At 39.1% G+C, this 12,624-nt stretch carries 11 protein-coding genes; 5 read left to right on the top strand and 6 right to left on the bottom strand.

Going from position 1 to position 12,624, the window contains the following annotated elements:
* Window positions 1-12: 12 nt before the first annotated feature.
* Together ACFOSE_RS01400 and ACFOSE_RS01405 are read right to left on the bottom strand one after the other, a co-directional pair.
* Entirely contained in the window at window positions 13-828 is an 816-nt protein-coding gene (locus ACFOSE_RS01400) for a transporter substrate-binding domain-containing protein (protein ID WP_380429521.1), read from the bottom strand.
* A gap of 11 nt (window positions 829-839) precedes the next feature.
* Window positions 840-1,604, bottom strand: a complete 765-nt coding sequence (locus ACFOSE_RS01405; protein WP_380429523.1) for an amino acid ABC transporter ATP-binding protein — start codon at window positions 1,602-1,604, stop codon at window positions 840-842.
* Between the two features lie 241 nt (window positions 1,605-1,845).
* Here ACFOSE_RS01405 and yycF point away from each other — a divergent pair, with 241 nt between their 5' ends.
* Genes yycF through ACFOSE_RS01420 form a run of 3 tightly spaced genes read left to right on the top strand, consistent with a single transcriptional unit; the run spans window position 1,846 to window position 4,706 of the window.
* The gene (gene yycF, locus ACFOSE_RS01410) at window positions 1,846-2,553 is read left to right on the top strand and encodes a response regulator YycF (RefSeq protein ID WP_380429548.1); all 708 of its coding nucleotides are present in this window, start codon (window positions 1,846-1,848) and stop codon (window positions 2,551-2,553) included.
* On the top strand, window positions 2,546-3,907 hold the full coding sequence (gene vicK, locus ACFOSE_RS01415; RefSeq protein WP_380429526.1) for a cell wall metabolism sensor histidine kinase VicK: 1,362 nt from the start codon (window positions 2,546-2,548) through the stop codon (window positions 3,905-3,907). Before yycF ends, vicK begins: the two co-directional genes overlap by 8 nt.
* Window positions 3,897-4,706 (top strand): MBL fold metallo-hydrolase, encoded by an 810-nt coding sequence (locus ACFOSE_RS01420; protein WP_380429529.1) that lies wholly within the window; start codon window positions 3,897-3,899, stop codon window positions 4,704-4,706. Before vicK ends, ACFOSE_RS01420 begins: the two co-directional genes overlap by 11 nt.
* A 58-nt stretch (window positions 4,707-4,764) precedes the next feature.
* On the opposite strand, the gene ACFOSE_RS01425 is transcribed toward ACFOSE_RS01420, so the two are convergent.
* The 4 genes from ACFOSE_RS01425 to ACFOSE_RS01440 all read right to left on the bottom strand — a co-directional run bounded on the left by ACFOSE_RS01425 (window position 4,765) and on the right by ACFOSE_RS01440 (window position 10,142).
* The gene (locus ACFOSE_RS01425) at window positions 4,765-6,204 is read right to left on the bottom strand and encodes a TrkH family potassium uptake protein (protein ID WP_380429531.1); all 1,440 of its coding nucleotides are present in this window, start codon (window positions 6,202-6,204) and stop codon (window positions 4,765-4,767) included.
* Window positions 6,205-6,214: 10 nt separating this feature from the next.
* Window positions 6,215-7,570, bottom strand: a complete 1,356-nt coding sequence (trkA, locus tag ACFOSE_RS01430; protein ID WP_380429533.1) for a Trk system potassium transporter TrkA — start codon at window positions 7,568-7,570, stop codon at window positions 6,215-6,217.
* 604 nt (window positions 7,571-8,174) lie between these two features.
* The gene (locus ACFOSE_RS01435; protein WP_380429536.1) at window positions 8,175-9,164 is read right to left on the bottom strand and encodes a Gfo/Idh/MocA family protein; all 990 of its coding nucleotides are present in this window, start codon (window positions 9,162-9,164) and stop codon (window positions 8,175-8,177) included.
* 426 nt (window positions 9,165-9,590) lie between these two features.
* On the bottom strand, window positions 9,591-10,142 hold the full coding sequence (locus tag ACFOSE_RS01440) for a TetR/AcrR family transcriptional regulator (protein WP_380429538.1): 552 nt from the start codon (window positions 10,140-10,142) through the stop codon (window positions 9,591-9,593).
* Window positions 10,143-10,274: 132 nt separating this feature from the next.
* Between ACFOSE_RS01440 and ACFOSE_RS01445 the strand changes: the two genes are divergently transcribed.
* Together ACFOSE_RS01445 and ACFOSE_RS01450 are read left to right on the top strand one after the other, a co-directional pair.
* The gene (locus ACFOSE_RS01445; protein WP_380429541.1) at window positions 10,275-11,450 is read left to right on the top strand and encodes a macrolide family glycosyltransferase; all 1,176 of its coding nucleotides are present in this window, start codon (window positions 10,275-10,277) and stop codon (window positions 11,448-11,450) included.
* A 534-nt stretch (window positions 11,451-11,984) separates the two neighbouring features.
* Window positions 11,985-12,533 carry a tRNA (cytidine(34)-2'-O)-methyltransferase gene (locus ACFOSE_RS01450; protein ID WP_380429543.1) on the top strand — a complete coding sequence of 183 codons (549 nt, stop codon included), beginning with the start codon at window positions 11,985-11,987 and terminating at the stop codon, window positions 12,531-12,533.
* Window positions 12,534-12,624: the final 91 nt, after the last annotated feature.

Raw genomic sequence — 12,624 nt, forward strand, 5'->3', positions numbered from 1 at the left:
GGAAGCTCCTTTCTATTCATCGTCCGCGTCAGCCGGATCCAGATTGTATTTATCGTAAATTTTTTGCAGACTACCATCCTTACGCCATTGGGCGAGGAGACCGTTGATATAATTTGTCAACTGGTCGTTTGATTTCTTAGCAGCAATACCATATTCCATGGTGTCAAAACCTTGATCGAGAATTTTATTATTCTTGCTAACATAACCAGTTAGGATTGATTTATCAACAGAGAAAGCATCAATACGAAAAGCACGCAAAGCTATAGCCAATTCGGGGAAGCTCCCTAATTGCATGTACTTAAAGTGAAGGTTGTTTGACTTGGCGTATTCTTCTAGTGAAGTCTTGGTTGTTGACCCTTGAGCAACTCCGATCGTTTTTCCATCTAAATCTTTGGGGCTATTGATATTATCGGACTTGTTGACCAAGAAACCAACTTGGTCGTAGTAGTAAGGATTAGAAATGCTGTAGTTGGCTTTACGCTCATCATTGATGGTGTAAGTGGCAATAGTCAGGTCGGTTTGCCCATTATCTAAGAGGGCTTCGCGTGTCTGTGAAGTTACGGCTGTGTATTCCACCTTGACGCCCAGTTCGTCAGCAATTTTCTTAGCAATTTCTACTTCCATACCGGTATATTTACCAGATTTAGAATCATAATAACCAAAGTTAGGAACATCTTGTTTGACTCCAACCTTGAGAACACCGGTATCCTTAATTTTTTGAACTTGAGCTGGTAGTTTATCAGCAGCAGTCGCCTTGGAATGAGTTCCTAACGAGACCGCTGCCAAGGCTAACAGAGCAACTGCTAGCAGTGAAGCAAATTTTTTCATAGCCAACCTCCTTATTCAGTAGAAACGCGGTCGCTGGTATGATTGATGATCTTAGAAAGAAATTGCTGCGCTCGTGCTTCTTTAGGATTATCAAAGAAACCATCAACATCGGTTGTATCTTCTAAAATTTCACCGTCAGCCATGAAAATAATACGATCGGCTACACTGCGAGCAAAGCCCATTTCATGGGTAACAACCACCATATTCATACCTTCTCTAGCTAGATTTTGCATGACAGTGAGAACATCACCGATAGTTTCTGGGTCAAGAGCAGAAGTCGGTTCATCAAAGAGCAGTAATTCAGGGTTCATCGCCAGACCACGGGCAATAGCTACTCGTTGTTTTTGCCCACCGGACAACATGGCTGGGTAAGAATTTTTACGGTCCCACATATTAACATAAGTCAAATATTTTTCAGCAACGGCTTCAGCTTCTTTTTTATCTATGCCCGAGACACGGATAGGGGCTAGTGTCACATTTTCAAGAACCGTCATGTGAGGGTAGAGGTTGAAATGTTGGAAAACCATCCCGACCTCTTTACGCAGTTGTACGAGATCTTTATTTGAAGCATTGGAAACCTCGTGCCCATTGACCTTAAGACTACCTGATTCAATGCTTTCAAGAGCATTCATGGTGCGGATGAGAGTTGATTTTCCTGAACCTGACGGCCCAAGCAATACAACAACCTGTCCCTTTTCAATTTCTAAATTGATATGACGAAGAGCGTGATAGTCGCCGTAGTATTTCTCAACATTTTTATATTCAATAAGTGCCATATTTTCCTCCTTAATAATTCGATAAATGAGCAGATTTTCAAATGTAAGAAAAACTGACATAAAATAATTTTATCATATAGAAATAGATCTGTCAATATTTTCAGAAAATTTATACAAACTTGAAATAGACTTGTAAACCCTCAGTATTTCTAATATTTAGCGATTTCTGGTATAATAATAGTTATTCTTGGTATAAAAAGGTAAGATATCTAGTAAGAGATAGAAATATGAGGTAAGAATGATGAAAAAGATTCTTGTGGTTGATGATGAAAAACCAATTTCAGACATTATAAAATTTAATTTGATTAAGGAAGGCTATGAGGTCATTACAGCCTTTGATGGTCGCGAGGCTTTGAATAAGTATGAAGAAGAAAAGCCCGACTTGATTATTCTAGACTGGATGTTACCAGAGTTAGAAGGTCTTGAGGTGGCCAAGGAAATTCGCAAGAGTAGCCATGTACCAATCATCATGTTGTCTGCTAAGGACAGTGAGTTTGATAAGGTTATTGGATTGGAAATTGGTGCAGATGATTATGTGACCAAACCCTTCTCTAACCGTGAGCTATTAGCGAGGATTAAAGCTCACCTACGTCGAACAGAAACAATTGAAACAGCAGTAGCTGAAGAAAATAACACTGTTGACGGTGACTTGATTATCGGTGATTTAGAAATTATTCCGGATGCCTTTGTGGCTAAAAAACGTGGTGAAGAGGTTGATTTGACTCATCGCGAGTTTGAGTTGCTGCACCATCTGGCTACCCACATCGGACAAGTTATGACACGTGAACACTTGTTAGAGACTGTTTGGGGTTATGATTACTTCGGTGATGTCAGAACTGTTGATGTTACTGTTCGTCGCTTGCGTGAAAAGATTGAAGACACCCCAAGTCGACCAGAGTACATTTTAACGCGTCGTGGAGTTGGTTATTACATGAAGTCTTATGAATAATAATCCTGTTGTTGAAAATCTCAATACCTTTGAACTGGCCCTACTCATTTTATTGACCTTAGTATCTATTTACTTTATTTTTCAGGCTGTCCGTGAATATCGCAATACGAAGACCATTCGCGCAATCAGCCATAAAGTGACTAACTTGATTGCTGGCGATTATAGTGAGGATCTCCATTTAAAAGGTGACTCCGAGTTGATTGAGCTAGGTTCCAATTTGAATGACCTTTCTGAGGTTCTGCATTTAACACATGAGAATCTTTCTCAGGAGCGTAATCGCCTAGCCTCGGTTCTCTCCTATATGAGTGATGGTGTGCTGGCGACTAACCGGGTGGGTAAGATTACCATGATCAACGAAACCGCCCAAAAACAGCTCAATCTCAGCTATGAAGAAGCACTTGAGATGAATATTATGGATTTGATTGATTCGGAAGACTATAATTATCGTGATCTGATTACCGATACACCTGAGATTACACTCTATCGTCGTAATGAATATGACGAATTTGTTACATTGAGAATTAATTTCGCTCTGAACCGTCGTGAGAGCGGCTTTATTTCTGGTTTGGTTGCCGTACTTCATGACACAACGGAACAGGAAAAGGAAGAGCGGGAGCGTCGCCTCTTTGTTTCGACTGTAAGCCATGAACTGCGAACCCCTTTGACCTCGGTTAAGTCTTATCTTGAAGCCCTGAATGAAGGGGCCCTTGATGAAGATGTAGCACCTAGCTTCATTCAGGTATCTTTAGATGAAACCAATCGTATGATGCGGATGATTTCAGAGCTTTTGCAGCTGTCTCGCATTGATAATGATATCAGCCAACTTGATATTGAAGTTACTAACTTTACGGCCTTCCTCACGGTTATTCTCAATCGTTTTGATCAGATTAAGAATCAGCAGGATGCCGATAAGGACTATGAGATTGTTCGTAACTACCTTGAAAATCCTATCTGGGTCGAAATCGATACAGATAAGATGATGCAAGTTCTGGATAATATTTTAAATAACGCCATTAAATATTCGCCAGACGGCGGTGAAATCACAGTATCTATGACGACGACGGATACACAGTTGATTCTTTCGATTTCTGATCAGGGTTTAGGTATTCCTAAGAAGGATTTGCCTTTGATTTTTGATCGTTTCTATCGAGTGGATAAGGCTCGCAGTCGAGCTCAGGGTGGTACCGGCTTAGGGCTTGCGATTGCTAAAGAAATTATTAAACAACATCACGGTTTTATCTGGGCCAAGAGTGACTATGGTGAGGGCTCGACCTTCACAATCGTATTACCTTACGATAAAGAAGCGGCTCTGGATGATGAATGGGAGGAAGATGAGTCAGTAGATGACGAATGAGGGTTTTAAATACAGTATTTTAGCGTCTGGTTCTAGTGGGAATTCCTTCTATTTGGAAACGCCTAAAAAAAAATTGTTAATTGACGCAGGTTTGTCAGCTAAAAAGATTACTCACTTGATGGCTGAAATTGGGTGCAGCCCGAAAGAATTGGATGCTATTTTAGTGACCCATGAGCATAAAGACCATATCCATGGTGTCGGCGTCCTAGCTCGTAAGTATGACTTGGATATTTATGCCAATGAAAAAACTTGGCAAACTATGGATGAACACAATATGCTGGGGAAGATTGCAACCGAGCAGAAACATATTTTTGAGCGCGGCAAGGTTTTAACCTTTGGCGATATTGATATTGAGAGCTTTGGTGTCAGTCATGATGCGGCTGATCCCCAATTTTATCGTTTTATGAAGGATGATAAAAGTTTTGTCATGCTGACGGATACAGGCTATGTTAGTGACCGGATGGCAGGTCTCATTGAGAACGCCGATGGCTATCTGATTGAGTCCAACCATGATATTGAAATTCTGCGCTCAGGGATTTACCCTTGGAGTCTGAAACAGCGAATTCTCTCTGACAAGGGGCATCTATCTAATGATGATGGTTCGGAGACCATGATTCGGACCATTGGTAGTCGCACTAAAAAGATTTATCTGGGTCATTTGAGTAAGGAAAATAACATTAAAGAACTGGCTCACATGACCATGGAAAATAAGCTCAGTCGGGCAGATTTTGGCGTCGGCAAAGACTTCAAGGTTTACGATACATCACCAGATACAGCGACACCGCTAACTAATATATAATTAAACAGCCAGAAAGCATTTACTTTCTGGCTGTTTGGTTTATAACTCATATAAGATTTTAATATTTGGACCATGTTTTTGGTAAGAAAAGCAAAAGCATAGGATAAATTTCCAAACGTCCGGCAATCATGGCAAAAGACATTAAGATCTTGGCCCAAGGACTAAAGATATTAAAGGTCTCAGCTGTGCCCAGCATAGGACCGATGTTATTAAAGGTTGAAGCAGCAGCGCTGACTGCAACCATAAAGTTATTGTTATCGATACTTAGTGCTAAAATTAACCCCAAGAAAATCATCATGTAAACAGACAGATATTTGAGAATACTGTGCTGGGTTGATTTGTCCAGTGGTGTGTGATTGATATGCAAAGCCATCACACGATTTGGATAGAGGGTTTTTAGCATTTGATTGCGACTGATTTTAGCTATAATCAGAGAGCGCATGACCTTAAAACCTCCGGCGGTTGAACCAGCTGATCCTCCAATTAGCATCAACAAGAGGAGGACTGTCTGTGAAAACAGGGGCCACTTAGTCAAGTCTGTAATACCAAAACCAGTAGTCGTAATAACCTCGGAGACCTGGAAGAAAGAATATTCCAAGCTCTGTGCCCAAGAGCCATAGAGATTAAAAATATTGAGAAAAATCAATCCCGTTGCAACAGCAACTATTCCAAGATAGGTCCGCAGTTCTTCATCACCAAAAAAGACTTTGAATTTGCGCAGGAGGAGGAAATAATAGAGGTTAAAGTTAATCCCAAAGAGTAGAGTTCCGACAGCGACAATAATCGTAATTAAACTGCTGTGGTAATGAGCGATACTATCATTATAAACAGCAAAGCCACCTGTACCAGCTCCCCCCATGGCGGTAACAATACTATCATAAAAGGGCATGCCGGCTATCCAGAGGATAGCCGTAAAAATGACAAACATGACCAAGTAGATGATGTAGAGGATTTGGGCGGTGTTTTTTAGCTTGGAGACCACCTTACCAAAGATCGGCCCGGGGACCTCGGCCCTCATAACTTCCAGATGGGCATTTTTGGAGTTTTCCATGATAGCTAAGGCAAAGACCAGCACTCCCATACCTCCTATGAGATGGGTAAAACTGCGCCAGAAGAGGAGAGAATGTGAGAGCACCGCTACATCTGGTAGGACAGTAGCCCCTGTAGTGGTGAAGCCTGAGCTGACCTCAAAAAAGGCATCGATAATATTGGGAATTTGCCCCGAAAAGACGAATGGCAGGGCACCAAAGAAAGACCAGAGTGTCCAACAAAGGGCAACGATGAGCATTCCTTCCTTGGTATAAATATGGTAATTCTTCGGTTTAAAGGCTATTCCGAACCAGCCGAGCAAGCCTAAAATCCCCATAGTGGCTAAGATACTCAGTAGGACCTTAAAATCTTCTTGGTAGATGAGGGATACGATTAGAGGAACGCTGAGCAAGGCAGCTTCAATAAGCAATAATTTCGCTAAAAGGTAGCGAACCATGGATCGATTCATTTAGCTCACCTCATTTCGCCAGTAGGTCATAAATATGGGTGACATTGGGAAGTAAGGTCACAACAACAATCTTATCCCCGACCTCATAAGTATCCTGACCAGTTGGGAAAATAGGTCGCTGTCCTTTACGGATGATGGCAGCAACTAGTACCCCTTTTTTGAGCTTTATATCTGACAGACGCTGACCGGCTATCTTATTTTTGGAGCGAATTTCAAATTGCAGGGTTTCAATCCGACCATTAGCAATGTGATGAACAGCATCAAGGGTTGATGATTCTTGGGCATTGACACGACCGCGAATGAAGTGCATCATGTTATCAACAGCGATTGATTTTGGTGTGACAATACTTGAAAAATTGTCAGTATCAATTATTTCCAGGAGGCTGGTCCGATTTACTTTAGTGATATTTTTTTCAATTCCAAGAGTATCTAAGAACATGGAGGCGATGATATTTTCTTCATCAACACCTGTTAATGTTGCAACAGCATCGTAGTTTTCGACACCTTCCTCAACTAGTATATTTTTGTCAGTACCGTCTCCCAGAATGACTGGAACATCAGGAAATTCCTGACTGAAATAACGACTGCGGTTTTCTCTAATTTCGATAACCTTGAGTTTGATTTTCGTATGACGAAGGATATTGAGGAGATAGTAGCTAATTTTTCCTGCCCCAATTATCATCATATTTTTGATGACCTTACTTTTAACAAAGTTATGAAAGAGTACCATCTCAATCCTATCGCCAGTGACATAGATTTTATCCCCTAACATCAAGATATCATCTCCATCGGGGATTATGACGTCCTGTCCGCGCTTTATGGCACAGACTAAAACATCACCAAATTTATGGCGGAATTGGTCCAGCGATAGTTGAGAAAGTCGACTGTGTTCGGTGACCTTAAATTCCATCAGCATAATGCGACCATTGACAAAATGTTCCACGGAAAGTGCGCCAGGGAAATCAACAGTATTGGCGATAGAGCGTGCCGTTAGCAGTTCCGGATTAACAACCATAGAGAAACCAAGGAAGTTATTGTCTTTAAAATAGATGTTAGAATATTCCGGATTGCGAACCCGCACAATGGTGTCTTTAGCTCCCATTTTTTTAGCGAGAACAGCCGAAATCATATTGACTTCATCTTGATCGGTGATAGCAATAAAAATATCACAATTTTGGACATCAGCCTGCTCTAGGATCTTAAAGTTAGCTCCATTACCGACAATTCCCATGATATCTAGCCGTCTATTGACACGATTAAGAACTTCTTCCTTTTCTTCAATAAGAATAACATCATGATTTTCTTCAACCAATGAACGACATAGGGCAGTACCAACTTTACCACCGCCGACAATAATAATTTTCATCTTCTTTTCCTTTTTAGCCTGGTAGAAATTTCCAGACTAGTATACTCCTTTTTTGCTTAAAATGCATCCTTTTTATTAAAAAATTTAAGTTATCAGCTCTTGAGTACAGGAACTGATTTTAGAAAGCGTGTTATCACCCATATTCAAACAAGGAATTAAAAAACAGCTGATCATTATTTCTTTATCCCTCCTTTTCTTAATTAAATCAAATAGAGAAATTTGGGGGTCTCTTCAAATAGAGTGGGGGAATTTCTTAAAACGTTTCTTTCAATAAAAGAATGCTTAGGATACTATTTAAAACTAGATAACTGTAACAGTTAACAGGCAGCACTGTTCCATAACAAATACAGTCTGGTGAGGAGTATAGAAGGGGGGATACTGATTGATATTAAAAGCACATAAAAATCCGTTAATCAAGTAGAAGATTAACGGATTTTTAGGCTATATAATCTTTCAATTTATTTTTGCTACAAGATCCAAAAGTTAGGTAACAGACTCTTAGTAGTGCGAAATTAGGCAGATAAAATCTGTGTCAAAAGCCGCCTGCTGGAGAGTACGATCATAAAAGATAAATGAATGGCGATAAATTTAGCTCAGCTGCTGTTTATACAGATTCTTCTTCTGGATAAAGCAGTCTCCAATCCTGACGAAGCTTGGTCATAATCGCCATAACATCTCTTGTGTAGTTTAGATGCATCTGGTTTTCTTGATTCGCTACAGCAGCTTCCATATCTTGAACTTCATAGGCCAGTGCTTGCGCTGTTTCTCCGGCTTCAATGACCTCTTGATGACCATCTTCTGTATAAGTAATCACTGCTTTTTGCCCACGGGGATAGTCGTAAATTTCAATATAGCCTTTGTCATAAGCAACTGTTCCTCGTTTGGGTTGTTTGGCGTGAAGGCTTAGGGTTACTGTTGCCATCTCTCCTTGGTCGTTGGTTAAAAGGATACCAGCCTGCTCATCAACACCCGTTGGCGCTAATTTGACTTGTGAAACAATCTGGTTTGGAGCTGAATACATAAACCAGCGAACAAAGGATAAGGCATAAACACCAATATCTAGCAAAGCACCTCCAGCCAAAGAACGGTTAAAGAAACGATTGGTCATGTCATAGTCTTTGTAAGAGCCAAAATTCATTTGAATCATCTTGAGATCACCAAGCCGACCGCTGTCAACGATTTCTGATAGCTTGCGATAAATGGGCATGTGGAAAATGGTCATAGCTTCAGCCAAGATGACCTGATTTTCTTCAGCTAATCGAACCGCTTCTTCTAACTCAGCACTGTTAAGCGTAATAGACTTTTCACAAAGCACATGCTTACCTGCAGCTAAAGCCTTGCGAAGATAGTTAATATGAGTATTATGCGGCGTTGAGATATAAATGATATCCACTTCTGGATCTGAAAAAACATCATCAATCTGATCATAGACCTTATCAATCCCATATTTCGCTGCAAAATCAAGTCCTTTAGAGTATGTCCGATTAGCGACAGAATACAGTTTACGCCCTTGACTGGCTAAAGCTTGCGCCAATTCATTAGCGATGACTCCCGTTCCCAAAGTCGCCCACCTGTAGTTTACTCTTTTGTTCATATGCGATCCTCCTTAAGTCCATTTTACCATAAAAATTACTAACTTATACAGAGCCACCCACATTAAATGATGCTTCAGAAATGTAGATGACTCTTTATAAATCTCATAAACTGGTTTATTTTATAGTAAAGTAACAACTGATCAAATTGCTAGAGATTTTAATATCTCAACCGTTTTAGATATCTCTAATTTTTTGACTGGAGAAAAGCTGGGAAAAATTTTCTCAAATAGATGTTTTCAGTTGTATGATTATGTTGTCTTTTCCTTTAGATATAGGCTGATAGTCTTACCTATCTTTTAAAGGATAGACTAAAGACAGTGACCTCATTATAGCCAATTAAAGAGAAAATCTCCCTGGTTGGCAGGTCTATCTTCAGTACTTTCATTGAGGGTTTCTCAGACTAGTAAATCTAAAACTTAAAATCATTATTGCGTACCATCCAATAAATTGACCAAATCTTGAGTTTCTTTGATAAACTGATTCCGACTATAGTTCTCTTGCGATAAGAACCATTCAATCATAGCTACTAATCCGGCTATTCTAATATGAATCGTAAATTCTTTTGAATTGCCGACTTGCTCGGTAAAAAAAGTATCATTCTGGTAAAAAAACTCTTTTAAAACTTTTTTTATAGAAGGAATGGCAAAAGGATAATTCACTTCATTGAATAAACGTTTAAAGAAGGCAAGGTTGTCTTGCAAGTAATCATACATCTTTCCCAATAGGTGGTTTAGTTGAACTTGATTTGATAAAGCTGTATCGCTCGTCTGAATAATTGGTAATAAGCTCAATAAGTAATCATTCAAAAGAGCATATTTATCCTCAAAATGTAAATAAAAAGTAGAGCGATTGATATCAGCTAATTGACTAATCTCATTAATCGTAATTTCGCTAAAGTCCCTCTCTAAAAATAGGGTGACGAAAGATGCATAAATAGCTTTTTGAGTTCGCTTAAAACGACGGTCTTGCTTTACCATAACTAAAAACACTTTCTAGTCAATATAAGATATGTGTTGATTATACAACAAATAATGTTTTTTGCCCATTGTTTTCCGGTTAATGATTCGATAAACTATTAACCAATCATGAAGAAAGGACGGATAAACTATATGGGTAAACGTATTATTTTTATGGGGGTTCCTGCCTTTGGACATACTAATCCAACGCTTTTCCTTGTTAAACAATTAATCAATAATGGACATCAAGTGCGTTATTATAGTATCTCCAATTTTAGAGAAACTCTAGAACATCTTGGAGCAGAAGTCATTTGTTATAATGATAAGCTCGACTATTTCACAGTTGAACAGGTCAATCAGCCGCTTCATAACCAAAAAAACCACTTAACTATCTTATTATCTTTCATTTCAAAAGCTATGGATGATATCATCAATACTTATTTAGAAGACATTCGCAACTACCAGCCAGATATTATTGTCGGGGATTCACTTGCTTTATGGGCACCAGTAATAGCTGACCGTCTAGAAATTCCTTATGTGTCGTCAAATACTCATTTTGTTTTTAATGAATATACGCCTAGTATGATGAGTATCCCAGTCAATTATAAATCACTCTTAGAAATACCTGAGGTGTTAAAAAATTATAAAAAAATCAAAAAATTAGGTTATCCTACTAAAAAACTAACCGATCTTGTTTTTACTAGGACAGATTGTTCCATTATTGTTACCACTTCTAAAGATTTTCAGCCTGCTGGAAATACATTTGGACAAAATGTTCACTTTGTTGGACCAATTATTCGAGAAAGTCAGACTGTTCTGGAAAAAGGAGATCGCCCTCTCATTTATATTGCATTAGGAACTGTTAATAATCAAGCAAAAGAATTCTATCAACAGTGCTTCAAAGCTTTGGCTAATGAAAATGTTACTGTTATTTTATCTGTCGGGAATAAAACAGCGATTGAAGACTTAGGCCGCATACCAGATAATTTCCGAGTGGCTCACCAAGTTGATCAAATTGCTGTGCTTAAAATTGCGGATGTCTTCTTGACTCACTGTGGTTTGAATAGTACTAGTGAAGGGTTGTATTATCAGATTCCCTTGTTGCTTTTCCCTCAAACTGATGAACAAAGTATTGTGGCCGACCAAGTATTACAATTAGGTGCAGGGTTAAAACTTGATAATATTGAATCTGATACTATTGCACAAGGTATAAATAGATTGCTAACAGAATCAACTTACAAAAAGCAAGCTATTAAAATTTCTCAGGATTTTAAAGCTAGCGGTGGGGTAACAAAAGCGATAGAAGTTATTTTGAATAATTGTCGTTAAATCAAATTGTTAAGAAAACACTATCAAAATAGGCCTATTAGCAAGAGTGGTTATCATTTGAGCCAAATCAAGTTGATAGGTCTATTTTGATATTTTCCACTCTTGATATAGAAACAACTGGCTATATTGCCAGTGCAGAAATATCAATAACTGTATCAAAATTTTGATCAAATGATGCTCGACTGACGGCTGACTTCTTTGTGATATCAGTCATAAAAATATTGCCAAAAATTTTTGCCTGCGTGATATTATCTAGCCCTTGATAAAAGAGATCTGCCGATCTTATCGCTTCACAATCATTTTTTATATGAAACATAGAAACTGAAAAAGGGAGCAAGGAGCTGAAATTACTAAAATTTTTTCCGTCAAAGCTGTTGACATTCCCCTTAAACGTGCTATACTGAGCATATAGAGATTCATTAGTTTAAATCAAACCTGTTATGATTTAAACTAATGAAGTCTACCACCGACCATGCTGTCTGCTGAGCTTGACTCCGGGCAGCGTGGTTATTTTTTTAAAATCAAGAGGTTAGTATGGCAGTAGAAACGTTTATTCAAGAAACTTATGAGGAAAAGAGTGGGCGCAACCATGTGGTTCTATTTGAACCGCAGATTCCCGCTAATACAGGAAATATTGCCCGAACCTGCGCAGCGACTAATAGCCCTCTGCATATTATTCGTCCCATGGGTTTTCCCATTGATGATCGTAAGATGAAGCGAGCTGGCTTAGATTACTGGGATAAATTGGATATTACCTTTTATGACAGTCTAGAGGATTTTATGGAAAGATGCCAAGGGAAATTGCATTTGGTCTCTAAGTTTGCCGATAAGACTTATTCGGATGAAAATTATTCTGAGGATGAGGGACATTACTTTATGTTTGGACGTGAGGATAAGGGGCTGCCGGAGGAATTTATGCGGCAATACCCTGAGCGAGCTATTCGTATTCCGATGAATGACGAGCATGTCAGAAGCCTCAATGTCTCAAATACTGTTTGCATGGTTGTCTATGAGGCCCTGCGGCAGCAGCAATTTGCAGGGCTGGAACTGCGCCACACCTATGAAAACGATAAATTAAACTGAGGAGCTTTGCTCCTCAGTTCAGACCGAAGACAAACTTCTTTTTGGAGGTTTGTCTTTTTTGGTGTCTCTTATCTTTAAGATGAAAAATGGA

The sequence above is a fragment of the Streptococcus dentapri genome (assembly GCF_042649885.1).
GTDB lineage: Bacteria > Bacillota > Bacilli > Lactobacillales > Streptococcaceae > Streptococcus > Streptococcus dentapri.

What these genes read in the sequence shown, in the direction of transcription:
- ACFOSE_RS01445 (WP_380429541.1), top strand. Translation starts at nt 10,275, where the DNA reads ATGGGTAAACGTATTATTTTTATGGGGGTTCCTGCCTTTGGACATACT.
- yycF (WP_380429548.1), top strand. Translation starts at nt 1,846, where the DNA reads ATGAAAAAGATTCTTGTGGTTGATGATGAAAAACCAATTTCAGACATT.
- ACFOSE_RS01450 (WP_380429543.1), top strand. Translation starts at nt 11,985, where the DNA reads ATGGCAGTAGAAACGTTTATTCAAGAAACTTATGAGGAAAAGAGTGGG.
- ACFOSE_RS01425 (WP_380429531.1), bottom strand. Translation starts at nt 6,204, where the DNA reads ATGAATCGATCCATGGTTCGCTACCTTTTAGCGAAATTATTGCTTATT.
- vicK (WP_380429526.1), top strand. Translation starts at nt 2,546, where the DNA reads ATGAATAATAATCCTGTTGTTGAAAATCTCAATACCTTTGAACTGGCC.
- ACFOSE_RS01405 (WP_380429523.1), bottom strand. Translation starts at nt 1,604, where the DNA reads ATGGCACTTATTGAATATAAAAATGTTGAGAAATACTACGGCGACTAT.
- ACFOSE_RS01400 (WP_380429521.1), bottom strand. Translation starts at nt 828, where the DNA reads ATGAAAAAATTTGCTTCACTGCTAGCAGTTGCTCTGTTAGCCTTGGCA.
- trkA (WP_380429533.1), bottom strand. Translation starts at nt 7,570, where the DNA reads ATGAAAATTATTATTGTCGGCGGTGGTAAAGTTGGTACTGCCCTATGT.
- ACFOSE_RS01435 (WP_380429536.1), bottom strand. Translation starts at nt 9,164, where the DNA reads ATGAACAAAAGAGTAAACTACAGGTGGGCGACTTTGGGAACGGGAGTC.
- ACFOSE_RS01440 (WP_380429538.1), bottom strand. Translation starts at nt 10,142, where the DNA reads ATGGTAAAGCAAGACCGTCGTTTTAAGCGAACTCAAAAAGCTATTTAT.
- ACFOSE_RS01420 (WP_380429529.1), top strand. Translation starts at nt 3,897, where the DNA reads ATGACGAATGAGGGTTTTAAATACAGTATTTTAGCGTCTGGTTCTAGT.